Source organism: Meiothermus sp. CFH 77666 (genome assembly GCF_017497985.1).
Classification (GTDB): domain Bacteria; phylum Deinococcota; class Deinococci; order Deinococcales; family Thermaceae; genus Meiothermus.
In genome coordinates, this window is sequence record NZ_JAGDFV010000003.1 from 75,228 (window position 1) to 98,368 (window position 23,141).

Here is a 23,141-nt window from a genome sequence, read left to right on the forward strand (position 1 = left end):
CTTGATTGACTTTGTGCAGAACCTCATCTCCGGGATTGCAGTGGGCTGTATCTATGCCCTGGCCGCGCTGGGGTTTGTGCTGGTCTACAAATCCAGCCGGGTGATCAATTTTTCCAACGGGCAGTTTATCGCCATCGGGGCTTTTCTGGCCTATGCGCTGGCGGTATGGGTCAAGCTGCCGGTCTTGCTGGCGGCCCTGCTGGCCATGCTGCTCACGGCCGGGCTGGGCTTTCTGGTAGAGCGAATTTTTTTACGCAGGATGGTGGGGCAGCCGATTATCTCGGTGATCATGGTGACCATCGGGCTGGCCAGTGTGTTAGATGGCCTGATGTACCTGACCCCCTTTGGCTCGGGCAATTTTACCTTTCCGCAGTTTTTGCCGCAGGGGGGCCTTAACCTGGGGGGCATCAGCGTTTCGTACCCGCAGCTCCTGGCGATTGGCTTTACCGCCGTCTTCCTGCTGCTGTTTGGCTGGTTCTTCCAGCGCTCAGTGCTGGGGGTTTCCATGCGGGCCGTGGCCGACGACCAGATGGCCTCTATGAGTGTGGGGGTCTCGGTGCAGCGGGTGTTTGCGTTGGCCTGGGCCGTGGCGGGCCTGACGGCAGCAGCTGCCGGCATCGTGGTGGGGGCGGTCTCGGGGCTGAACCAGGACGGCCTGATTGCCATTGGGCTGGCGGTCTTCCCGGCGGTAATTCTGGGTGGGCTGGACTCCGTGCCAGGGGCGGTGGTCGGAGGTATCATTATCGGCATCCTGCAATCTTTTTCCACGGCTTACCTGGATGGCCTGTTCAGCCAGATTGGTCTGGTGGGGGGTGGCTCGCAGTACGTGATGCCTTTTGTGGTGCTCTTGGTCATGCTGTGGTTCAAGCCACACGGGTTGTTTGGCACCGAGGAGATCGAGCGGGTATGACGCTGAACACTGGACTATTGCTGAAAGCTGAAAGCCGAAAGCCGAAGGCTAAAGGAAAGGTCGGTTCTGGTTTGCAGCCCTTAGCCTTCAGCTCTCAGCCCGCCGGAGGTGCCCATGCGTAACCCCTGGGCCCAGACCGGCAACTACCGCACGTCCTATGTGCAAGACACCACCATCTTTGCCAACTACCGCGAGATTCTCTCGGTGGTGTTGCTGCTGGTGGCCCTGTGCATCCTGCCGATGTTTTTAGAGCGCTCGCAGGTGCTGGTGCTTAACTTCATCCTGATTTACGCCATTGCGGTTTTGGGGCTCAACATCACCACCGGCTATGCTGGGCTCATTAGCGTGGGCCAAGCCGCATTCATGGGAGTCGGGGCCTATACCGTGGCCCTGAGCGCGCCCAACCTGCCCTTCTGGCTGACTATTCCCCTGGGGGGCCTCACGGCGGCCATTATCGGCTTTATCGTGGGGATTCCCAGCCTCCGGGTCAAGCACCTCTACCTGGCCCTGGCCACGCTGGCCTTCCAGGAGATTTTTGTATGGGTGGTAGGGCGCAGCCCGGCGCTGGCCCAGGGGGCTGCGATTCCGGTGGAGATGCGCAACTTCCTGGGCCTGGAAATCGGCTTCCGCAACCACAACTACTTCTGGTACTACGTCATTTTGTTCGTGCTGGTGCTGATGGTGATGGCCTGGCGTAACCTGTTGCGGGGCAAATATGGCCGCGCCCTCATTGCCGTCCGTGACAACGACCGCGCCGCCGATGCAATGGGGATGGATCCGGGACGTACCAAGCTCTTCGCTTTTGCCCTGGGTGCTTTTTATGGGGGCATTGCCGGTGGTTTGCTGGCCTATATGCAGCGGGCCGTGGTGGTGGAGGAGTTCACCCTGGGCCGCTCGGTGGCGCTTTTGGCCATGGCCATTGTGGGTGGGCTGGGCACGGTGGTGGGTAGCCTGCTGGGCCCGGCCTTTATCGAGTTTTTGCGGCTCTACATGGAACGGCTCTCGGAGTGGATGAAGTCCAATGCCTTCATTCAGAGCATTACCCCGGCGGGCGTGGATGTGGCCTCGGCCTTGTTGCCCCTTTCCTTTGGCCTGGTAATTGTGCTGTTCCTGGTCTTCGAGCCCAGGGGGCTATACAACTGGTGGCGGCTCTTGCGAAGTTATTTCCGAACGTGGCCGTTTAAGTATTAGGTAGATAGCCAACAGATCATCCAAACTATAGGCTATTAGCCATCAGCAATCAGCAACCCAGGCAACATCGCGTGATGCGCGTTGCAATCAGAAAGAGAAGCTTTTTGAACGAACAGGAGGAGCCATGAAGCGAGCGATTGTTTTAGGGATGGTGGCCATGCTGGGACTGGCGATGGCCCAGGGGCGTACGGTGAACCTGCTGTGGTCGGGGGCCGTGACCGGGCCCACCTCGGACGTGGGGGGGCCGTATGGGGCCGGCATTGAGGATTACTGCAAATACGCCAACGAGCAGAAGTTGATTCCGGGCGTTACCCTGAACTGCACCGTGCGGGACGACCAGTACCAGAACCCCAACACCCAGCGCATCTTTGAAGAAGCCCTGGACCGGGCCAAGCCTGCGATGTACCTGGGCTATTCCACCGGCGCCATGCTGCAGCTTAAGCCGCTCATAAACGAGGTCAAAATGCCGACCCTCCCGGCCTCGGCACACATCGGTCTGATTGACCCGCCCAACAACCAGTACATGTTTTTGCCGGTGAGCAGCTACTCCGAGCAGGTGGTAGCGCTGATGGAGTACATCAACCGCACCGACAAGAACGCCAAAATTGCCCTGGTGGTGAACCCCAGCCCCTTTGGGCGGGCGGTGGTGGATCATGCCCGCCGGGCGGCCCAGCGGCTTGGCCAGAGCATTGTGGATGTGCGGGAAGTGGGTGGGGGTAACCTGGACAATACCGCGTTGTTGCGCGCGCTGGATGCGGCAGGGGTGCAGTACATTATCCACCAGAACGTGGCCGGCCCGGTAGCTAACATCCTCAAAGACGCCAAGCGTCTGGGGCTGGACAAGAAAATTAAGCAGATGGGGGCGGTGTATACCGGTGGTTCTGACCTGATTCGTCTGGCGGGCGATGCCGCCGAAGGCTTCCTGTGGGCGAGCAGCTACTACACCCTGGATGAGAACACCCCTGGCATTGCCCTGCAAAAGCAACTCGCGGCCAGGTACAACCGCAGTGCGGACATCCTGAACTCCACCAACTATACCGCCGGTATGCTGGCGGCAGCCATTGCGGTGGAAGCCATGAAGCGGGCTGCCCAGCGCTTCAATGGTCGCATTGATAACGAAACCGTTTACCAGGCCCTGATCGGCATGAACGGCCCGAACGCCTTCAAGCCGGGTTTTGCGGTTTCGACCAAGGCGGGCATCGAGATCGACTTTACCCGTTCCGAGCAGACCGGGGCCGAGGGCTTGCGGGTGCTGGAAGCCAGAGGGGGTAAATTTGTGCCGGTAACCGACCCCTTTACCTCCGCACTGTTCCGCCAGGTTCGGAATCCGTAATAGAGCGCTCATAGCCCAAAGCCGATAGCTCACTGTGAAGGAATTTTTGCCCTTGGGGGTCTGGTAACAAAGTCATCGGGATACGTCACTTCTCTCACCGTCATTCCGAGGCCCATGTGGTGCGACGAGGATTCTGGTACCGTTCAGGGGTAGTGAATGCAGTGGACTGAAGCGCATCAGATTCCTCACTTCGCTCTGCTACGTTCGGTATGACGTACTGACCCAGACCACCTAGCTATCGGCTATTTGCTATTAGCAGCGAGGTGATATGCATCCTGAAGACCTGGGCCCGATTCTGTTGGAAGTTAACAACATCGAGGTGGTGTACAAGGACATCATCCAGGTGTTGAGGGGGGTTTCACTCAAGGTGCCGGAGGGGCACATCACCGCCTTGCTGGGCCCGAACGGCGCCGGGAAGACCACCACCCTGCGGGCTATTTCGGGCCTGCTGGTGCCGGAGGACGGCAAGGTGGTGTCGGGCGCAATTCACTACCGGGGCGAAAACATTGCCAACAAGCCGCCGGAGCAGATTGTGCTCAAGGGCATTGTGCAGGTGCCGGAGGGGCGGCGGGTCTTCAAGCACCTGACCGTGGAGGAAAACCTGCGGGTGGGCTCGGTTACCCGACGGGATGGAGCCAAGGTAAGGGAAGACCTCGAGCGCATCTACCACTACTTCCCCAAGCTGGCAGCCATCAAGACCCGCCTGGCGGGCTACTGCTCGGGGGGCGAACAGCAGATGCTGGCCATTGGGCGGGCTCTCCTGGCCAACCCCCGGCTTTTGCTGCTGGACGAACCCAGCCTGGGGCTGGCCCCCCTGCTGGTGCGGGAAATTTTCGATATTGTGGCCCAGATTAACGCCGAGGAAGGCGTAACGGTGCTGGTGGTGGAGCAGAACGCCCGGGTAGCCCTCTCGGTGGCCCACTATGGCTACATCATGGAGTCCGGGCGGATTGCCCTGGAAGGCACCAGGGAATACCTCGAGTCCAACCCCGACGTAAAGGAGTTTTACCTGGGGGTGGCCAAGTCGGGAGGGCGCAAGAGCTTCAAGGACGTCAAGAGCTACCGCCGTCGCAAGCGGTTTATGTAGAGCCGGTGGTGGGTGGCCTGTGGCTTGTGGGGCAAAAAGCCCCGCCGCAGGCCACGGCTTTTTGCAATCTAATGCAGGATGCTGCTAAGAACCCCAGGTTAACATGAAGCCTATGAGCGAGACGAGTCTGCCAACCAAAGAGCAGGTACTGGAAGCCCTCAAGGTGGTGCGAGACCCCGAGATTCCCGTGAATGTGGTGGATCTGGGCCTGGTCTACGATGCCGAGGTTAAGGAAGGGGGGGTGGTGGACATTACCATGACCCTGACCTCTATCGGCTGCCCTGCCCAGGACATCGTCAAGGCCGATGCCGAAATTGCGGTGATGCGCCTCGAGGGCGTAAACGCGGTCAATGTGGATTTTGTATGGACACCACCCTGGACGCCCGCCAGGATGACCGAAGACGGCAAACGGCAGATGCGCATGTTTGGTTTCAACGTTTGAGGGTAGGCGTCACATGCGGCTGGTGAAGCCGCGCTTGACATAAAGCATGGGGTCGGTGGGGTTGGCGGTGGCCGCGAGGAGCCTGCTGATCTCCTCACTGGATTGTTCAAACAAAGCGGCGTACTCCGAAGGGGCCACCACGGCCTCTTTGAAGCTGCTGATTCCTCGCTCCAGGAGCCAGAGGGTGAGATCTCTCAGGGCATCATCTCCCTCTGATCCAAAGCGGGGGCCAAAAGCGTCCAGGCTCAGCACCCGGTGCTTGCCCTCGTGAACATAAATGGCGTAACGGGCCTGGGCCCGCTGATCCTGCCAGTCGGTGATGTAGGTCGCTGTGGCTACAGGAAAATCAACACCCTTCAGGGCTTCCTTCAACTCGGCAAGGGTCTCTTTGGGCGCACCACGAAGGCCAACGATGTTCATGTACCTATTCTAACGATACAAAGGCGACCATCCGAAGGGCGGTTGGTCGCCCCTGCTGTTTGAGCGGGCTCTATTTATGGCAGTAGAAACGAGATGAGCTTGGTCTCGAGGAACTCCTCCATGCCCCAGTGCCCCCCCTCGCGGCCCAGACCCGAGTTTTTGTAGCCGCCAAAGGGCAGGTTGGAGCCCATCGCACTGGGGACAGGGTCGTTGACGCCCACGATGCCATACTCCAGGGCTTCGGCTACGCGGAAGGCGCGGCTCAGATCCTTAGTCCAGATGTAGGCGGCCAGGCCATAGTCGGTGTTGTTGGCCCAGGCGATGGCCTGTTCTTCGTCCTCAAAGGGCATCAAGGGGGCGACCGGCCCAAAGGTTTCTTCTTCCAGAATTTTCATACCGGGCTGAATGCCGGTGAGGACGGTGGGTGCGTACAGCAGCCCTCCCAGGGGCTTGCCCCCGGTGGCTACCTTTGCCCCTTTTGAGAGGGCATCCTCCACGTGCGCAATTACTTTATCCAGGCCCTGTTGCTCGACCAGGGGCCCTACATTGGTGCTGGCATCCAGGGGGTCGCCCACCTTGAGCTGGCTCACGGCTTCGGCCAGCGCACCGGCGTAGTCGGCCTCGAGCTTCCTGTGCACGTAAATGCGGTTGGTGGTGACGCAGGTCTGCCCGGCGTTGCGGTACTTGGAGAGCAGGGTGAACTGCACGGCCTTTTCGATATCGGCATCCTCAAACACGATGAAGGGAGCGTTGCCGCCGAGCTCGAGGGAAACCCGCTTCATGGTGTCGGCCCCCTGACGATAGAGGATTTTGCCGACGGGCGTGGAGCCGGTAAAGGTGATTTTGCGGATGCGCATGTCCTCCATCAAGACCCTGGAGACCGGCACCGGGTCGGCAGCGGGCAGCACTTGCAGGGTGCCGGCGGGGCCTCCGGCTTCCTCCCAGAGCTTGGCCAGGTACAAAGCGCACAGGGGGGTTTGCTCGGCAGGTTTGACGATGATGGTGCAGCCTGCGGCCAGCGCGGGGGCGGCCTTGCGGGTTATCATGCTGGTGGGGAAGTTCCAGGGGGTCACGGCATACACCGGCCCTACCGGCTCGTAGACGGCCATCTGGCGCTTGTGGGGGAAACGCGAATGAATCAGCTCCCCATTTACCCTGGGGGCTTCCTCGGCGCACCATTCCACGAAGCTGGCCGCATACAGAACTTCTCCTTTGGCCTCGGTGATGGGCTTGCCCATCTCCAAGGCGGTCAGGCGCCCCAGCTCTTCCTGGTGAGCAATAAGCAGGTCGTTCCATTTGCGCAGGATTTTACCGCGCTCGAAACCGGTGAGCTTTTTCCACTCCTTGAAGGCTGCTACCGCAGCGTCGGCGGCCATACGGGCCTCGGCCTCGCCACAGTCGGCGACCTGGGCCAGCAGTTCGCCGCTATAGGGGCTTTTAACCGCAAAAGTTTTGGGGGTCTGATGCCATGTGCCGCCCACATAGGCACTGCGGGGAAAATCGAAGTCTTTGACCATAGCTACACCTCGTCCATCAAGCATACCTTGCTCACGCTGCCGCAAGCGTAGCGCTGTTCAGGGTCGGGCGGAGCCACTAGACTATTTATATCGGTTCTGCCGATAGGAGTCTTCGGTGCAAATCTCGCTCAAGCAGTTGGTCTACTTCATTGCGGTGGCCGAGTCGGGCTCGATTTCCAAAGCCCTGACCTCGCTGAACGTGACCCAGTCGGTGGTCACAGAGGCCATCAAGAAGCTGGAAGATACCCTGGGCGCCGAGCTGTTTACCCGACACGCCAGGGGCATGACTCTGACCCATGCGGGACACCAGTTTCTGCGCCACGCCCACGAGGTGCTAGCCGCACTCCGCAACGCCGAGCAGGCCATCCGCGAACGCCCCGATGCCACTACCGGGCAGCTAAACCTGGGGGTGACCAGCCTGGTGACGGCCTACTACCTGCCCTATTTGCTGGATCGATTCGAGCGGGTGTTTCCGGGTATTCAGGTCGTGGTGGTGGAAGACCGGCGGGGTTACATCGAGCACCTGCTGATTAATGGCGAACTCGACGTGGCGGTGATGAATGTTTCGGTGGTGGACAAGCAGGCCATCGAAACCCGCACCTTGCTGCGGGCCCCCTGGCGGGTCTGGCTGGCATCCAACCATCCGCTGGTTCAGCGCGAAAGGGTGGCGCTTCAGGACTTGCAGACGGAGCGTTTTTTGTCGCTCAAGAACGATGAGCTCGAGGAGGTCAGCCAGCAGATCTACCGCCTGAGCGGTTCCCCTCCGGTGGCTGTACGCACCGACTCCATCGAGGCCGTGCGGAGCCTGGTAGCCCTGGGTATCGGGGTGGCGGTGCTGCCCAACCTGATGTACAGGCCCTGGAGCCTCGAGGGAGACCGGCTGGAGTCGCGGCCTTTGCAAGAAGATCTGCCCCGGCTGGAGATTGGCGTAGCCTGGCGCCGGGGAAGTGCGCTCAGTGAGGCGGCCCGGCAGTTTTTGGTGGTGGTCGGTGAACACAGCCGGGTGCAGGAGTACGGCATGAACTATGCCGAGCTGCTGAGTACTCCAGACTAAGTACCTCCCGCCTATGTTTTGGATAATGGCATGATCGAAAACCATGCGGGTATTGCGCCTGGAGCATGATTTTCTCGCGCAGCCTGGATTCATCTCTAGACCTTATACGGGCGCAACTTAGTACATCGTCGTAGAGATGTCCGTACACCTCCGGGTTTCCGGGAGGGATTGACATAGAGCCCCCTCCCTACCACGTAGGGAGGGTGGGGGAGGGTATTGGGTGAGGCCCTCAACCACCAGGTTACGCAAAGTCGCTGCTCAGCAACCCCACCTAACCTCCCCCACACGGTAGGGGAGGAACGAAAAGGTTTCTGCTACGGCTTTTGCAAGAGCGTACTGCATAGTCCGTGCCGCAATGGACACTTTGTACGGGTATTTATACGACTGTGCACTTAGCCCGGAGCTATCTTTTTTGCCGATGCCTCCTATATAGACAGGTTGCTTGTTTGCCGCCAACCTAGGTCTATATCGTATAGAGCAGTTCGACAGCTCGAGTGGTTGCGTGGGTATGGCAAAGCCTAGGGGCTGTCGTATACGAGGAGGGTGTATGAGAACACGGTGGTTCTTGGCAGTGGTGGGTCTGGCAGCCGTGGCAGGTCTGGCGGTGGCCCAGCTTCCGGCCAGCCGGGCAAAGCAGTCGCTGGGGCCCAGCGAAGGTCAGCTCAACATCCTGGCCTGGCCGGGGTACGTGGAAAACGGCTCAACCGACAAGAGCGCGGACTGGGTCACGGGGTTTGAAAAGGAAACCGGCTGCAAGGTGACGGTCAAGGTTTTCAGCAGCTCCGACGAAGCCGTGCGCCTGATGAACCAGGGCGGTTACGACCTCGTCACCGCCTCGGGCGATGCCACCCAGCGCCTGATTGCGGGCAATGTGGTAGCTCCCATCAACTGGAACCTGATTCCCAACACCCGCAACCTCGACCGCCGCCTGCTCAACTCGCCCTGGTATGTGGTCAATGGGGTGCGCTACGGGGTGCCCTACCAGTTTGGCGTGAACGTGCTAGCCTACAACACCAACGTCTTCAAGACCCCCCCGGATAGCTGGAAGGTGGTTTTTGAAGAGATGATTCTCCCCGATGGCAAAAGCAACAAAGGCCGTATCCAGGCCTACTACGGCCCCATCTACGTGGCCGATGCAGCGCTGTACCTGATGCGTACCCGACCCGAGCTTGGCATCAAAGACCCCTACGAGCTCAACGAGCGGCAGTACCAGGAGGTGCTCAAGCTGCTGCGCCAGCAACGCACGCTGCTCCAGCGCTACTGGAACGATGCCAACGCCCAGGTGCAGGACTTCACCAACGAAGGCGTGGTGGCCTCGACTACCTGGATTTTCCAGGTCAATACCCTCAAGGCCAACAAGCGCCCCATCGACTGGGTAGTGCCGAAGGAGGGGGCTACCGGCTGGGCCGATACCACCATGCTGGCGGCCAACTCCAAAAACTCCAACTGTGCCTACCGCTGGCTTAACTGGCAACTTACCAACAAGGTGCAGGCCGACATTGCCGGCTGGTTTGGTTCCAACCCGGTGGTGCCCGCAGCCTGCAACACCCCCGGCTCTTTGCTGCCGGCAGACGGCTGTAAGAACCAGGGCTTCAACGACTTCGACAAGATTTTCTTCTGGCGCACGCCGACCGCCCAGTGCCGCACCCAGAACAACCAGTGTGTGCCCTACAGCCGTTGGGTGAGCGATTACATCGCTATTCAGGGAGGGCGCTGAGAATTTGCGTGTGGCGAATAGCTGGTAGCTGATGGCACGACAAAATTTGGTGAAGGATGCTATGCCGACGGTTCGCAACCCTCGGCTAGGGGGCTACCTGAGCATCAAAACTTTCTAGCCGGGGGTGAGGGGCTCCTGGAGGAAACCCAGGGGCCAGGGCCCCAGATTCCCAACCCAAGGCCCTCGGCAAATTGGTGACGATCCCACTACGATGGTGCAAATGCTCAAAGAGCCGAAAACGTCTGTGCAGGCTGCTGTGGTACTCCGCGAGGTGTCCTGCTACTTTGGCCCGGTAAAGGCCGTGGACGGGGTGGATTTGGAAATCCTCCCCGGCGAATTTTTCTCCATGCTAGGGCCGTCGGGTTCGGGCAAGACCACCTGTCTGCGCCTGATTGGTGGGTTTGAGCAGCCTACCTCGGGGCAGATTGTGCTGTTTGGGCAGGATGCCTCCCGGCTGCCGCCCTATGCTCGCGATGTGAACACGGTCTTTCAGGACTATGCGCTCTTTCCGCACATGAACGTGCGCGACAACGTAGCATATGCGCTCATGGTGCGGGGGGTGCCCCGGCCAGAGCGCCACCGGCGGGCCGAGGAGATGCTGGAACTGGTCAAGCTGGCAGGGTTGGGGGATCGGCGGCCAGGGCAGCTTTCAGGCGGTCAGCGGCAGCGGGTGGCTCTAGCCCGCGCCCTCATCAACCGGCCCAGGCTACTGTTGCTAGACGAGCCCCTGGGTGCGCTGGACTTGAAGCTGCGCGAGGAGATGCAAATCGAGCTGAAGGCCCTGCAACGCCAGTTGGGCATTACCTTCATCTACGTCACCCACGACCAGGGCGAGGCCCTTTCCATGTCCGACCGGGTGGCGGTGTTCAACCAAGGCCGTATAGAGCAGCTCGACACCCCCAAGCGGCTTTACGAGTACCCCCAGACCGAGTTTGTGGCCCGCTTTGTGGGCAGCGCCAATGTCCTCGAGGGCCGCCTGCTGGGGCTCGAAGGGGGCCGGTATGCACTGCGCCCGGAGCGCATCGCCATTCAGCCGGGGAGCCAGAACGGCCCCAACTGTTTGAGCGGCACCCTGCTGGATATTCACTACCTGGGTGCCCAGACCCGCTACGAAGTCCAGGTAGGGGAGGAGCGCCTGACGGCGGTCACGCCGTCCGAAGAACAGGGCTTGCAGATTGGCAGCGCCGTTACCTTGAGCTGGGAAAGCGGTTCGCTGCGGCCTTTGCGGGAGGCGGTGTGAGCAGCGCCATGCGGTTGTCCACCTGGGCGAGCGGGAGGGGCGCATGACCCTGCGCCGCCGCCTTTCCGACGTGCTGTATGTGCGTCCGTTGCTGCTGTTGTCGTTGTTGCTGATACCACCCCTGCTCTGGCTGGGCATCATCTATCTGGGGTCGCTCTTCAACCTGATGCTCTACAGCTTCTACTCCCTCAACGACTTTACCGGCCAGGTGGAGTATCGCTTTTCGCTCTCGGCTTTTCAGCAGCTCTTTAGCTCTTCGGCCAACGTGGATATCGTGGTGCGTACTACCCTGATGGCCCTGGTGGTCACGCTGGCCTGCATCGCCATTGGCTTCCCGATTGCCTATTACATAGCCTTCTATACCAAAGGCCATGCCAGAACCTTCTGGTATCTGATGGTGCTGTTGCCGCTGTGGTCCAGCTACCTGGTCAAGGTCTATGCCTGGCGCTTAATTTTGGCGGGCGAAGGGGTGGTGAGCTGGTTTTTCAATCTGCTGGGGTTGGGCTGGCTTTTGCAAGGCATCCTGAGTGTACCGGTGGTTGGTGGCCCCAGCCTCTCCAACAGCTACCTGGGTATGTTTCTGGTTTTTACCTATATCTGGCTTCCCTACATGATTTTGCCGATTATCGCGGCCCTCGAGCGCGTCCCCAAATCGCTCATCCAAGCCTCGTCCGACCTGGGCGCCAGGCCAGGCCAGACTTTTCGCAAGGTGATCTGGCCCCTGGCAATCCCCGGTGTAGCAGCAGGTTCCATTTTTACCTTCTCGCTCACACTGGGCGACTACATCATCCCCCAGGTGGTGGGCCAGCCCGGTTTTTTCATTGGGCAGATGGTCTATGTGCAGCAGGGCACCGCAGGCAACCTGCCCCTGGCCGCGGCTTTCTCGGTAGTGCCGGTGGTGATTATTGCCATTTACCTGCTCATTGTGCGGCGATTGGGGGCGTTCAATGCGTTGTGAAGGTTTGAAGTTAAAGGCCTTTGGTCAGAGTGCGCGGGCTGTCTACACAGCGGGCTGGATTACCGGGCTCAAACCCATGGACGTGTGGTGGAGGGGAGCCAATGCCGGGTAAGCCTTCACTGGGCCTGCGTATCGCGTTCTACCTGGGAATGCTCTTCCTGCATTTTCCCATCGCTATCATCGTTCTGTACGCCCTGACCACCGAAGACCGCACCTACCAGTTTCCGCCCCCCGGCCTGACCCTGCGCTGGTTTGGCGAAGCCTTCCAGCGACAGGATATGTGGGCGGCGCTCTGGCTATCGCTGCAGGTAGCGGCTATGGCCACCGGGATTGCCCTGGTGCTGGGAACGATGGTGGCTGCAGCCATGTACCGCTTCCAGTTTTTGGGGAAGGACTTCATCACCGTGCTGCTCATCCTGCCCATTGCCCTGCCCGGCATCCTGACCGGCATTGCCTTGCTCACCACCTTCAAGCGGCTGGCCCTGGAACCGAGCTTCTGGACGATAGTCATTGGCCATGCCACCTTCTGCATCGTGACGGTGTACAACAACGTGGTCGCACGGCTCCGACGCACGGGCTATTCCCAGATTGAAGCCTCCATGGATCTGGGCGCGGACTGGTTTGCCACCTGGCGCTTTGTGGTGTTGCCCAGCATTGCCACAGCTTTGCTGGCGGGCGGGATGCTTTCATTTGCCCTGTCCTTTGACGAGGTGATCGTGACCACCTTTACCGCCGCCGACCAGAAGACCCTGCCCATCTGGTTTTTGAATGAGCTGTTTCGGCCCCGCGAGCGCCCCATTACCAATGTGGTGGCGGTGTTCGTTATGCTCATCACCTTTTTGCCGATTGTGCTGGCCCAGTGGCTGACCCGTGATACCGACGACCTGCACGGGGGAGGCAAAACCGGCTGAAGGCTGGCTGGGGGCTAGATCAACCGAGTTGAGAGCAACCAACTTAGCGACAAAGCACACGTGTGACCAAAATGGAAGAAAGGAAAGTGATTATGGCAACCAAAACACTGATTGGACAGACCAAGATGCTGATTGATGGGCAGTTTGTGGCCGGGGAGAGCACCCCTCTGGACATCCTCAACCCGGCCACGGGCGAGGTACTCCTGAAGCTCCCCGAGGCTTCGGTGGAACAGGTTAAGCAAGCCGTGAATGCGGCTGAAAAAGCCTTTGATGCGTGGTCGCAAACCACGCCGAAAGACCGTTCGCTGATGCTTTTGAAACTGGCCGACAAGATTGACGAGCACGCCGAGGAGTTTGCCCGACTGGAGTCGCTCAACTGCGGCAAGCCTTACACGGCAGCGCTAAACGACGAAATCCCGGCTATTTCGGACTGCTACCGTTTCTTTGCGGGGGCGGCCCGTTCCATGACCGGCGCGCTGGCGGGTGAGTATCTGGCCGGTCATACCAGCATGATTCGGCGGGATCCTATTGGCGTGGTAGCGAGCATTGCGCCCTGGAACTACCCCCTGATGATGGCGGCCTGGAAGCTGGCCCCGGCGCTGGCTGCAGGCAACACGGTGGTACTCAAGCCCAGTGAGCAGACGCCCCTGACCACCCTCAAGCTGGCCGAACTGCTGGCGGAGATTTTCCCGCCGGGGGTGGTGAATGTGGTGACCGGGGTGGGCGAGACGGTGGGCTCTACGCTGATTCACCAGCCGGGGGTGCGGATGATTTCCCTGACCGGCGATGTGGCCACCGGGAAGCGGGTGCTCGAGGCCGCTTCGCAAAGCCTGAAGCGCACCCACCTCGAGCTCGGCGGCAAGGCCCCGGTCATCGTGATGGACGACGCCGACCTCGAGGCCGCCGTGCAGGGCATCAAAATTTTTGGCTACTACAACGCCGGGCAGGACTGCACCGCAGCCTGCCGGGTGTATGCGGGCAAGAAAATCTACGACAAGTTTGTGGCCGAGCTATCGGACGCGGTCAAGTCCATCAAGGTGGGGGCGCAAAACGAGGAAGGGGTGGAGATGGGGCCCCTGATTACCGAGCGGCAGCGGGCCCGGGTGGCCAGCTTTGTCGAGCGAGCCCGCATGCAGAAGCACATCGAGGTAACGGTGGGGGGCCACCCCATGGAGGGTAAGGGCTTCTTCTACGAGCCCACTGTGGTGGCGGGTGCCCTGCAATCCGACGAAATCGTGCGGCGGGAGGTGTTTGGGCCGGTGGTGAGCGTAACCCGCTTTAGCGATGTGGAAGAGGCCATCGCCTGGGCCAACGACTCCGACTACGGCCTGGCCAGCTCGGTCTGGACGCAGGATGTGGGCAAGGCCATGCGGATTGCCAGCCGCTTGCAGTACGGCTGTACCTGGATCAACACTCACTTCATGCTGGTCAACGAGATGCCCCACGGGGGGGTCAAGCAGTCCGGCTACGGCAAGGACATGAGTATGTACGCGCTCGAGGACTATACCGTGGCGCGGCACATCATGGTTAAGCACTAGAGGGCTAAAAGCCCAACACCGAAGGCTTAAAGCGAAATTCACACGGGTATTCGCATACCAAATTGGGTTGGGTTTGTGGCCTAACGGTGACGAACCAACCCGGCTTACAGCGCCCTTCACAGACGTAGCCGCCCGCGAAAACGAGAATGCGTCTGGGCCGGGGCGCAGGTTACGCACCCCAGCGTGGGCCGGATCCGGCCCACGGGTGCTTGGGTTTTGAGTTTCCAGGCGGCCACTGTTCTGTCCGGGACAAAGGATTCTCAGTTCCGGATGGCTCGATTTTTTTGTAGAGCGCTCTATCTGCTTAACGGAAGGGCTTTTGGGGGATGGAATATCATTCTTTCTAGAAATCTTGACAGCGCTTTCAAAATTTGCTTTACTTTAGCTAACGCTGCAGTTTTGGAGGCAACTTGAAAGAAGCTGTGACCCTTAGCGATGTTGCCCGTGAGGCGGGGGTTTCGCCTAGCACGGTATCGCGGGTGATTAATGGAACCGCGCGGGTCAAGCCAAAGAAGCGCGAAGCTGTGCTGAAAGCAATTGAACGCCTACAATACCACCCCAATATCCTTGCCAGGGGGTTGGCCCAGGGGCGCTCACTAACCATTGGGGTGGTTACGCAAGAGATCAGCAGCCCTTACTACGGAGAGATGCTCAAGGGGGTGGAGCAAGCCCTGGAAAAAACCCGTTACCACCCCATTTTTGCCAGTGGGCACTGGCGAGCCGATCAGGAGGAGGCCGCCCTCAAAGTGTTGGTTGGCCGGCAGGTGGATGCCTTGATTGTAATGGATGGCAGCGTACCGGAAGAGTTGCTTCTGGAGCTGGTCAAGAGCATGCCGGTGGTTGTGGTTGGGCGCAGGATTGACGGCCTACCATGCTTAGGTATTGATAATTTCCAAGGGGCTTTTGAGGGTGTTCAACATCTAATTGAGCTGGGACACCGCCGTATTGCACACATTGCCGGCCCGCAATCACACCCAGACGCAATAGAACGCTTGAATGGCTATCGAGAGGCCCTGCTACAAGCGGGTATTTCCTTTGACCCGAGCCTGGTAGTGGAGGGCGATTACCTCGAGCCTTCCGGTCTGCTGGCCGTGGAGTCCTTGCTGGCTAGAGGTTCTTTATTTACAGCTATTTTTGCCGCTAACGATCAGATGGCCTACGGGGCCAATGTGGCCCTTTACCGTCGGGGCGTTCGAGTTCCGCACGATGTTTCACTGGTGGGTTTTGATGACCTGCCTAGCTCCAGCTACTTTACTCCACCCCTCACAACTGTGCGCCAGCCCGGCCTGGAGATGGGTTGGGAAGCGGCGCGGCTGGTGCTGGCTTTGCTCGAGGGAAATTCTTACACACCCAAGGCCCTCACAACCCGCCTGATAGTACGGGAGTCCACTGCACTCTTACGTTCTCCGGGGGTGCGTATACCGCACCATTCGCTATAAAAGGGCTGTTCTGGGAAGGAGGTATAAAAGAGGCAACAAAATAATGAAAGCGCTTTCAAAAAAGTTTGAAGCACCCTTGGGGCGGGAAGCCCTATACCCGATGGAGGAACTCATGAAGCGAACCCTAATCCTTTTGGCGTTGCTAGTGGTTGCGGGGCTGAGCCTCGCCCAGAAAACTACTCTTACGGTAGCGGTTTTTCCCAATTTGGATGACTCGCTAAAGTCTCAGATTCCCCTTTTCAACAAAAAGTATCCCAATGTCGAGGTTAAGCTCGTCATCCAGCAGTATGCCGATCACCACAACGCCCTCACCACCGCACTGGCAACCGGGCAGGGCCTGCCCGATGTAGCGGCAATCGAAATCGGGTTTGTGGGTCGTTTTGCTGAGGGGCAAGGCTTTGAGGATTTGAATAAAGCTCCTTACAATGCCGGACAGTTCAAACGCCTCTTCACCCCGTATACCATTGCCCAGGCTACGGCCGCAGACGGACGTTTTATCGGTATGCCGGTGGATATTGGTCCTGGTACATTTTTCTATCGCAATGATGTGCTGCAAAAGGCAGGGGTAGACCCCAAAAACATGATGACCTGGCCCGGTTATATTGCCGCAGGCCGCAAAATCAAGTCCACCACGGGAGCCTTTCTAATTGCCGATGCGGCTGATGTGGCCTGGATCAATATCTTCGCGACCACTCCTGCCAACACCAGCCCTTACTTTGATGAACAAGGTAAGGTAATTGTAGACAGCCCGCGTTTTGTTCGAGCCTTTGAGCTGGCCAAGAACATTCGAGCCGCCGGACTCGACGCACGTATTGGCGCCTGGACCAACGAATGGTACGATGCCTTCAAAAAAGGCACGGTTGCTACGCAGTTTTCTGGAGCCTGGTTGCAGGGCCATTTGCAAAACTGGATGGCCCCTGAAACCAAAGGGCTATGGCGGGTACAGCAGCTTCCGGAGGGAATGTACGCATCTTGGGGGGGTAGCTTTTACGGAATTCCCACGGCCTCTAAAAACAAAGCTCTGGCCTGGGAGTTCATTAAGTTTGTAACGACCAGCGAAGAGGCGCAGATTGCCGGCTTCAAGGCCATCGGCGCTTTCCCCGCCTTGCTCTCGGCTCAGAATGATGCCTCGTTTAACCAACCGGTTGAGTTCTTGGGCGGTCAGCAGGCTCGCCTGCTCTGGCGCGATGCGGCCCGTCGGGTTAAGCCCCTCAGGGCCAACAAGTATGACCGGGTAGCCTACGAAATTTTGGGGACGGCGCTTTCGCAGGTTCTTGACGAAGGCAAAGACATCCCGGCGGCACTGGCCGAGGCCAAGCGGCTCATTGAACGTCGGATGCGCTAGCCAAGTCTGGGGAGAAGGCTCTATGCCTTCTCCCCCTTTCTGTGGCCTGCTTGAAAGGGGTCTAAAAAATTAACTTGAATAAAGGCCACCAGAAAGGAGTAGCTGTGCGAAAGACCGTCAGCCGACTTGAGATTAGGGGGAGCCCCGGCGTAGGGATGCGCTGGAGCAATTTCCAACGGCGCTACGCACCGTACATCTTCATTAGCCCTTTCTTTATCCTGTTTCTGGTATTTGGACTTTATCCCAGCCTGTTCTCGCTGTATATGTCTTTCCAGGCCTGGACGCCCAGCGATGGATGGGGTCGCTGGAAGTTTGTGGGCCTCGAGAATTACACCTTTACCTTTACAGACCCCATGTTCTGGCGCTCGCTGTGGAACACGGTCTGGTTGGGGGTGTTCTCCGGAGTGCCCCAGCACCTGATTGCCATCCCATTAGCCTTCGTAATTCACATGGTCTTGAGCCGATTCAAGACCTTCGTAACGGCCGTCTATTTTTTGCCTTACATCACCTCCTCGGTGGCGATTGCTCTGATCTTCAACACCCTATTCGCCACCCACAATGGGGTAATCAATCTGGTCATCGCTCACCTCAACACCTGGCCTTTGCTGGGTGCACTTTTACCCGACCAGAATATCAACTGGTTTACCAGCGCCAACATCAAGTATGCCCTGGCCTTGGTGGTGGTCTGGCAGTTTACCGGCTGGAACACCCTGCTCTACCTCTCGGCTATCCAGGCCATCCCTAAAGACCTGTACGAGGCCGCAGCGGTGGATGGGGCCAGCCGGTGGCAGCAGTTTCGTTACATCACCCTACCTCTACTGCGCCCCATGATGTTCTTCGCGGTAAGCCTCACCATCATCGGCAATATGCAGCTTTTTGAGCAGCCTTTTGTGCTTCTGAATGGAGGCGCCAGCACCGCTACCCCTGGAGGGCAGACCGTAACCATGTACATGTACCGCACAGCCTTTGAGTGGCTCGAGATGGGTACGGCGGCCTCAATTGCCTGGATACTTTTTATCTTGATTGGCGTCCTAACTTACTTGAACAATTTGATTTTTGGGCGGGGAGCTAGGGGGGTTGATTGATATGGTTAAGCCTAAAAAAACCTCCGCAAGTAGCCTTTTATTGCGAATGGGGGGCTATGCGCTCTTGATTTTTGGGGGTCTGCTGACCATTGCACCCTTCTACTTCATGTTTGTTTTTGCTACCCACCAACGCTCGGAGATTTTCGGCTTCCCACCCCCCATATGGTTTGGGGAACATTTCTGGAGCAATTACCAGATTTTGCTTCAGAAGATCCCTTTCTGGCGGGCCTACTGGAACACCTTTTACCTGGCCTTCATGATCACCATCACCACCCTGTTTTTTTGCAGTTTGGCCGGTTTTGGCTTTGCCATGTATAACTTCCGCTGGCGAGAACAGCTTTTTGGGGTGGTGCTGGCTACCTTGCTGATACCGGCCATCCTTAACCTGATTCCCTTTTATCTACTCATCTACCAAATCGGCTGGATCAACACGCCCAAAGCGCTCTGGGTTCCGGCCATGGCTGGGGCAGTTGGCATCTTCATGATGCGGCAGTACATCGTCTCGGCCATCCCCAAGGAGCTGGTAGACGCCGCCCGGATAGATGGGTGCAGCGAGTTCCAGATTTACTGGCGCATCGTGCTGCCCCTGATCCGGCCCGCCCTGGGCACGCTGGGCTTGGTTACTTTCATTGGTGCCTGGAACAAGTTCGCCGATGTGAACGTGATTATGCGCACCCAGGAAACCAAAACCTTGCCGGTGGTGTTGCGTACCCTGCAAGGCGCTACCGATGTGGAGTGGGGAGCCATTATGGCCGGCACCGCTCTCCTGGTGGCTCCGCTGCTCCTGGTCTTTGCCCTGGCTGCGCGACAGCTCATGGAGGGGCTGACCTCGGGGGCGGTCAAGAACTGAACCGGCTTGTTCTGCTCCAAAATACCTGGTTTTCTGCGGAAGGAAGCCCGAGGTTCCCCAAACCATCTATTTTCCAAGGAGGGTTAATGCCACTTCACCTATGGAGCGTGCTGCTCTTGGGGTTGGGCCTTCTGGCCCTGGCCCAGTCCGGCCCACCCCTGCGCACCCTGGCCGAGAAGCGCGGCCTTCAGATTGGGGCCGCGGTCGAACCCAACCTGCTGTTGCAAGACCCCGAGTATGCCCGGGTGCTGGCCCGGGAGTTCAACCTGCTGGTAGCGGAAAACGTTATGAAGTGGGGTGCTCTGCAAACCGCCCGCGGCCAGTTTAACTTTGGCGCTGCCGACCTGCTGGTGGACTTTGCCCAAAAAAACCAAATGGCCATCCGGGGTCACACCCTGGTATGGCATCAGCAGCTTCCTCGCTGGATATACGACCGATTCACCCCGGCCGAGATGGAGGCCATCCTGCACCAGCACATCCAGACCGTGGTGGGGCGCTACCGGGGGAAGATTGCCTACTGGGACGTGGCCAACGAGGTGATCGGGGACGATGCCAGGCCCCGCACAACCCCGTTTGACGTTTTGCCCGATTATCTGGAAAAAGCCTTCCGCTACGCCCGCGCCGCCGATCCAAAGGCCAAACTTTTCTACAACGACTACGGGGCCGAAGGGCTTGGGCCGAAGTCGGACGCCATTTACGCCCTGCTCAAGTCGCTCAAGGAAAAAGGCGTACCGCTGGACGGGGTGGGCTTTCAGGCGCATCTAGACCTGAACTTCTCGCCCGAAGCCGCACGGATGGCGGAGAACCTCGAGCGCTTCGCTAGGCTGGGCCTCGAGATTCACATTACCGAGATGGACGTGCGGTTGAGTGGGCCCGGCTCCAGGGCCGAGCGCTTGCGAAAGCAGGCCCAGATCTACCAAGAGGTTCTGCAGGTATGCCTGCGTCAGCCTCGCTGTAAGGTCTTCACCCTTTGGGGGGTCAGCGATGCTTACTCCTGGCGGGCCGCCAGCGAACCCCTCATCTTTGATGCCGACTACCAGCCCAAGCCCGCCTACTTTGCCCTACAACGCACGTTGCAACAGCCTTGAGGAGACCTGCATGAAACGAAGCGACTTTCCCCCTGACTTCACCTGGGGTACCGCCACCTCGGCTTACCAGATCGAGGGGGCTGTCCAGGAAGACGGGCGTGGCCCAAGCATCTGGGACACCTTCAGCCGCACCCCCGGCAAAACCCCGGGCGGTGAGACCGGCGACCTTGCCTGCGAACACTACCACCGCTACCGGGAGGACATTGCCCTGATGAAGGAGTTGGGGGTGAACGCCTACCGCTTTTCGGTAGCCTGGCCCCGCATTTTACCCGAGGGCCGGGGGGCTCCGAACCCCAAGGGCCTGGACTTTTACGACCGGCTGGTAGACGCCCTGCTGACCCAGGGCATCACCCCCTGGCTGACCCTCTACCACTGGGACTTGCCCCAGGCCCTGGAAGACCAGGGCGGCTGGCCCGCGCGGGAGACCGCCTACGCCTTTGCTGAGTATGCCGACCTCCTCTCCCGCCACCTGGGCGACCGGGTACGGCACTGGATTACCCTGAACGAGCCCTGGTGCTCGGCACATCTGGGCTACCTGACCGGGGTACACGCCCCGGGCAAGCGGGACTTGAGCCTGGCAGTGCGGGCTTCACATCACCTGCTTCTGGCCCACGGCCTGGCCGTGCCCCTCATCCGCCGCAACGCCCCTGGGGCCCATGTAGGCATCACCCTGAACCTGGCCCCTGGCCACCCGGCCTCGCCCGACCCCGCCGACGTGGCCGCTGCCCAGCGCTTTGACGGTTTTCAGAACCGCTGGTACCTGGATCCACTTTTTGGCTTCGGGTATCCCCTCGACCTGCTCGAGCTTTACGGCAAGGTCACCCCTCCGGTGGAGGTAGGCGATCTGGAGATTATCGCCACGCCTACCGACTTCTTGGGCATCAACTACTACACCCGCGCGGTGGTACGGAACAGCCCTCTAGGCCCCTACCGCTTCGAGACCGTAACCGCAGGCCAAGAGCACACCGCCATGAACTGGGAAGTGTATCCCGAAGGTCTTCTGGAGCTGTTGCGCCGCCTGAGCCGAGAGTACCGCCCCAGAGCCATCTACATCACCGAGAACGGCGCAGCCTACCCCGATGCAATAGGCGCAGATGGAGAGGTGCATGACCCAGGGCGTACCCGGTACCTCGAGCGCCACCTCACCCAGAGTCTTGCTGCCCTACAAGAAGGGGCGCCCTTGAAGGGCTATTTTGTGTGGAGCCTGCTGGACAACTTTGAGTGGGCCGAAGGCTATAGCAAGCGCTTTGGCCTGGTTTATGTGGACTTTGCCACCCAGACCCGCCGCCTCAAGGCCAGCGGGCGCTGGTTCCGGCGCTTTTTGCGGGAGGCGGTGGCCCGGCCATGAAGATCGTGAACCCGGTGCTCAGAGGCTTCCATCCCGACCCCTCGATCCTGCGGGTGGGGGAGGACTATTACATTGCCACCTCCACCTTCGAGTGGTGGCCGGGGGTGCGGCTCTCGCACTCGCGCGACCTGGTGCACTGGCGGCCCATTGGCTACGCCCTGACCTGCACCTCGCAGCTCAACCTGCTGGGTAACCCCGACTCGGGGGGCATCTGGGCTCCCTGCCTGAGCCACGATGGGGAGCGATTCTACCTGGTTTACACCGATGTAAAAACCTGGGGCAACGGCGAGGCTTTCAAGGACGCCCACAACTACCTGGTCACGGCAGAGCACATCGAGGGGCCCTGGTCGGAACCGGTCTACCTCAACGCCTCGGGTTTCGACCCCTCCCTTTTTCACGACACCGATGGGCGCAAGTGGCTCCTCAACATGCAGTGGGATCACCGCAAGGGCAAGAACCCCTTCGCCGGTATCCTCTTGCAGGAGTACGACCCGGTGCAGAAGAAGCTGGTGGGCCCGGTGCACCACATCTTCCGGGGCACCCCCCTGGGCGTAACCGAAGGGCCCCACCTGTACAAGAAAGATGGCTGGTATTACCTGGCGGTGGCCGAAGGGGGCACGGTCTACGAGCACGCCGTGACGGTAGCAAGGGCCCGCCGGATTGAAGGGCCTTACGAGGTAGACCCCTGCTACCCTACCCTCACCGCCCGGGGCCGCCCCGAGCTGCCCTTGCAGAAAGCTGGGCACGCCTCGCTGGTGGAAACCCCTGGGGGGGATTGGTACATGGCCCACCTGGTGGGCCGGCCCCTCGAGCCCCCCCAGGCCCCCCGGCGGCACTGCCCCTTAGGCCGCGAGACCGCTCTGCAAAAGATTCGCTGGACCCCCGACGGCTGGCCCCGGCTCTGGCAGGGCGGCAACGCCCCGGCCCTCGAGGTAGAAGCCCCGGCCCTGCCCCCCCACCCCTGGCCCCCAGAACCCGAGCGCGACGACTTCGACGCCCCCACCCTGAGCCTGCACTTCCAGACCCTGCGACATCCACCAGACCCCTCCTGGCTCTCCCTGAGCGAGCGCCCCGGCTACCTGCGGCTTTACGGCCGTGAATCGCTCAGCTCGCGCCACCGCCAGAGCTTGGTGGCCCGCCGATTGCAGGACTTCTACGCCGAGGCCGAGACCGCCCTCGAGTTCGAGCCCCAGAACTTCCAGCAGATGGCCGGGCTGGTCTGCTTCTACGACACCGGCAACTGGGTCTACCTGCGGGTAAGCCGGGACGAGCAGCTTGGCAAGACCCTCAATATCCTCACCTGCGACAATGGCCACTACGACGAGCCCCTGACCTGGGAGATTCCCATCGAAGGCCTGCACCGGGTTTACCTGCGGGTACGCTTCGAGTGTGAAACCTTCGGCTTTGCCTACTCGGCCAATGGCCAGGACTGGCAACCCATCCCGCTGCAATTCCCGACCTACAAGCTCTCCGACGACTACTGCCGAGGGTTGGGCTTCACCGGCACCTTCATTGGCCTCTGCGCTCAGGATCTATCAGGTAGCCGGTTACCCGCCGACTTCGATTTTCTCAGCTACAGGGCAGCCGGAGCGGTTCCCACCTAACCCTATTGCTCCAATATTCCAAACCGAAGGGAGAAAGGATTGGTCAAGGGGTCAAGGGTGTAGG

The 23,141-nt window shown here is 59.7% G+C and carries 20 protein-coding genes; 18 read left to right on the top strand and 2 right to left on the bottom strand.

All coding sequences use genetic code 11. From position 1 onward, the window contains the following. Position 1 precedes the first annotated feature (1 nt). The 5 genes from J3L12_RS02745 to J3L12_RS02765 all read left to right on the top strand — a co-directional run bounded on the left by J3L12_RS02745 (position 2) and on the right by J3L12_RS02765 (position 4,963). Positions 2-910, top strand: coding sequence for a branched-chain amino acid ABC transporter permease (locus J3L12_RS02745; protein WP_208013510.1), 909 nt, complete (start codon positions 2-4; stop codon positions 908-910). A 114-nt stretch (positions 911-1,024) separates the two neighbouring features. Next, on the top strand, positions 1,025-2,101 hold the full coding sequence (locus J3L12_RS02750) for a branched-chain amino acid ABC transporter permease (protein ID WP_208013511.1): 1,077 nt from the start codon (positions 1,025-1,027) through the stop codon (positions 2,099-2,101). Positions 2,102-2,225: 124 nt separating this feature from the next. Next, positions 2,226-3,434 (top strand): ABC transporter substrate-binding protein, encoded by a 1,209-nt coding sequence (locus J3L12_RS02755; RefSeq protein WP_208013512.1) that lies wholly within the window; start codon positions 2,226-2,228, stop codon positions 3,432-3,434. A 268-nt stretch (positions 3,435-3,702) separates the two neighbouring features. Beyond that, positions 3,703-4,521, top strand: coding sequence for an ABC transporter ATP-binding protein (locus J3L12_RS02760; RefSeq protein ID WP_208013513.1), 819 nt, complete (start codon positions 3,703-3,705; stop codon positions 4,519-4,521). 112 nt (positions 4,522-4,633) lie between these two features. Then, positions 4,634-4,963 carry a metal-sulfur cluster assembly factor gene (locus J3L12_RS02765; protein ID WP_208013514.1) on the top strand — a complete coding sequence of 110 codons (330 nt, stop codon included), beginning with the start codon at positions 4,634-4,636 and terminating at the stop codon, positions 4,961-4,963. A 9-nt stretch (positions 4,964-4,972) separates the two neighbouring features. Here J3L12_RS02765 and J3L12_RS02770 read toward each other — a convergent pair whose 3' ends face one another. Together J3L12_RS02770 and J3L12_RS02775 are read right to left on the bottom strand one after the other, a co-directional pair. Beyond that, the gene (locus J3L12_RS02770; protein WP_208013515.1) at positions 4,973-5,383 is read right to left on the bottom strand and encodes a DUF3197 domain-containing protein; all 411 of its coding nucleotides are present in this window, start codon (positions 5,381-5,383) and stop codon (positions 4,973-4,975) included. Positions 5,384-5,457: 74 nt separating this feature from the next. Continuing rightward, positions 5,458-6,900: an NAD-dependent succinate-semialdehyde dehydrogenase gene (locus tag J3L12_RS02775; RefSeq protein ID WP_208013516.1), complete on the bottom strand. Its 1,443-nt coding sequence runs from the start codon at positions 6,898-6,900 to the stop codon at positions 5,458-5,460. Between the two features lie 115 nt (positions 6,901-7,015). On the opposite strand from J3L12_RS02775, the gene J3L12_RS02780 reads away from it, so the two are divergent. From J3L12_RS02780 to J3L12_RS02840, 13 genes are all read left to right on the top strand, one after another. Beyond that, positions 7,016-7,954, top strand: a complete 939-nt coding sequence (locus tag J3L12_RS02780; RefSeq protein ID WP_208013517.1) for a LysR family transcriptional regulator — start codon at positions 7,016-7,018, stop codon at positions 7,952-7,954. Positions 7,955-8,501: 547 nt separating this feature from the next. Then, positions 8,502-9,671: an ABC transporter substrate-binding protein gene (locus tag J3L12_RS02785; RefSeq protein ID WP_208013518.1), complete on the top strand. Its 1,170-nt coding sequence runs from the start codon at positions 8,502-8,504 to the stop codon at positions 9,669-9,671. A gap of 220 nt (positions 9,672-9,891) precedes the next feature. Next, a complete protein-coding gene (locus tag J3L12_RS02790) occupies positions 9,892-10,911 on the top strand; it encodes an ABC transporter ATP-binding protein (RefSeq protein ID WP_243454859.1) in 1,020 nt (339 codons plus the stop codon). Positions 10,912-10,954: 43 nt separating this feature from the next. Further along, on the top strand, positions 10,955-11,869 hold the full coding sequence (locus J3L12_RS02795) for an ABC transporter permease (protein WP_208013520.1): 915 nt from the start codon (positions 10,955-10,957) through the stop codon (positions 11,867-11,869). Positions 11,870-11,970: 101 nt separating this feature from the next. After that, positions 11,971-12,780 (top strand): ABC transporter permease, encoded by an 810-nt coding sequence (locus J3L12_RS02800; protein WP_208013521.1) that lies wholly within the window; start codon positions 11,971-11,973, stop codon positions 12,778-12,780. A gap of 125 nt (positions 12,781-12,905) precedes the next feature. After that, positions 12,906-14,318, top strand: a complete 1,413-nt coding sequence (locus tag J3L12_RS02805) for a gamma-aminobutyraldehyde dehydrogenase (RefSeq protein WP_243454873.1) — start codon at positions 12,906-12,908, stop codon at positions 14,316-14,318. Positions 14,319-14,728: 410 nt separating this feature from the next. Next, complete coding sequence (locus J3L12_RS02810) at positions 14,729-15,757, top strand: substrate-binding domain-containing protein (protein WP_208013523.1); 1,029 nt, start codon at positions 14,729-14,731, stop codon at positions 15,755-15,757. 112 nt (positions 15,758-15,869) lie between these two features. Continuing rightward, positions 15,870-17,102, top strand: a complete 1,233-nt coding sequence (locus J3L12_RS02815; RefSeq protein WP_208013524.1) for an extracellular solute-binding protein — start codon at positions 15,870-15,872, stop codon at positions 17,100-17,102. Positions 17,103-17,206: 104 nt separating this feature from the next. Then, positions 17,207-18,187 (top strand): sugar ABC transporter permease, encoded by a 981-nt coding sequence (locus J3L12_RS02820; protein ID WP_347708819.1) that lies wholly within the window; start codon positions 17,207-17,209, stop codon positions 18,185-18,187. Between the two features lies 1 nt (position 18,188). Then, complete coding sequence (locus tag J3L12_RS02825; RefSeq protein WP_208013525.1) at positions 18,189-19,037, top strand: carbohydrate ABC transporter permease; 849 nt, start codon at positions 18,189-18,191, stop codon at positions 19,035-19,037. An 86-nt stretch (positions 19,038-19,123) separates the two neighbouring features. Continuing rightward, positions 19,124-20,125 (top strand): endo-1,4-beta-xylanase, encoded by a 1,002-nt coding sequence (locus J3L12_RS02830; protein ID WP_208013526.1) that lies wholly within the window; start codon positions 19,124-19,126, stop codon positions 20,123-20,125. Between the two features lie 10 nt (positions 20,126-20,135). Next, positions 20,136-21,473 (top strand): GH1 family beta-glucosidase, encoded by a 1,338-nt coding sequence (locus tag J3L12_RS02835; protein ID WP_208013527.1) that lies wholly within the window; start codon positions 20,136-20,138, stop codon positions 21,471-21,473. Next, positions 21,470-23,077, top strand: a complete 1,608-nt coding sequence (locus tag J3L12_RS02840) for a glycoside hydrolase family 43 protein (protein ID WP_208013528.1) — start codon at positions 21,470-21,472, stop codon at positions 23,075-23,077. Before J3L12_RS02835 ends, J3L12_RS02840 begins: the two co-directional genes overlap by 4 nt. The last annotated feature ends 64 nt before the right edge of the window (positions 23,078-23,141 follow it).

What these genes read in the sequence shown, in the direction of transcription:
- J3L12_RS02805 (WP_243454873.1), top strand. Translation starts at nt 12,906, where the DNA reads ATGCTGATTGATGGGCAGTTTGTGGCCGGGGAGAGCACCCCTCTGGAC.
- J3L12_RS02785 (WP_208013518.1), top strand. Translation starts at nt 8,502, where the DNA reads ATGAGAACACGGTGGTTCTTGGCAGTGGTGGGTCTGGCAGCCGTGGCA.
- J3L12_RS02750 (WP_208013511.1), top strand. Translation starts at nt 1,025, where the DNA reads ATGCGTAACCCCTGGGCCCAGACCGGCAACTACCGCACGTCCTATGTG.
- J3L12_RS02755 (WP_208013512.1), top strand. Translation starts at nt 2,226, where the DNA reads ATGAAGCGAGCGATTGTTTTAGGGATGGTGGCCATGCTGGGACTGGCG.
- J3L12_RS02760 (WP_208013513.1), top strand. Translation starts at nt 3,703, where the DNA reads ATGCATCCTGAAGACCTGGGCCCGATTCTGTTGGAAGTTAACAACATC.
- J3L12_RS02765 (WP_208013514.1), top strand. Translation starts at nt 4,634, where the DNA reads ATGAGCGAGACGAGTCTGCCAACCAAAGAGCAGGTACTGGAAGCCCTC.
- J3L12_RS02840 (WP_208013528.1), top strand. Translation starts at nt 21,470, where the DNA reads ATGAAGATCGTGAACCCGGTGCTCAGAGGCTTCCATCCCGACCCCTCG.
- J3L12_RS02770 (WP_208013515.1), bottom strand. Translation starts at nt 5,383, where the DNA reads ATGAACATCGTTGGCCTTCGTGGTGCGCCCAAAGAGACCCTTGCCGAG.
- J3L12_RS02795 (WP_208013520.1), top strand. Translation starts at nt 10,955, where the DNA reads ATGACCCTGCGCCGCCGCCTTTCCGACGTGCTGTATGTGCGTCCGTTG.
- J3L12_RS02815 (WP_208013524.1), top strand. Translation starts at nt 15,870, where the DNA reads ATGAAGCGAACCCTAATCCTTTTGGCGTTGCTAGTGGTTGCGGGGCTG.
- J3L12_RS02835 (WP_208013527.1), top strand. Translation starts at nt 20,136, where the DNA reads ATGAAACGAAGCGACTTTCCCCCTGACTTCACCTGGGGTACCGCCACC.
- J3L12_RS02800 (WP_208013521.1), top strand. Translation starts at nt 11,971, where the DNA reads ATGCCGGGTAAGCCTTCACTGGGCCTGCGTATCGCGTTCTACCTGGGA.
- J3L12_RS02825 (WP_208013525.1), top strand. Translation starts at nt 18,189, where the DNA reads ATGGTTAAGCCTAAAAAAACCTCCGCAAGTAGCCTTTTATTGCGAATG.
- J3L12_RS02775 (WP_208013516.1), bottom strand. Translation starts at nt 6,900, where the DNA reads ATGGTCAAAGACTTCGATTTTCCCCGCAGTGCCTATGTGGGCGGCACA.
- J3L12_RS02830 (WP_208013526.1), top strand. Translation starts at nt 19,124, where the DNA reads ATGCCACTTCACCTATGGAGCGTGCTGCTCTTGGGGTTGGGCCTTCTG.
- J3L12_RS02790 (WP_243454859.1), top strand. Translation starts at nt 9,892, where the DNA reads ATGCTCAAAGAGCCGAAAACGTCTGTGCAGGCTGCTGTGGTACTCCGC.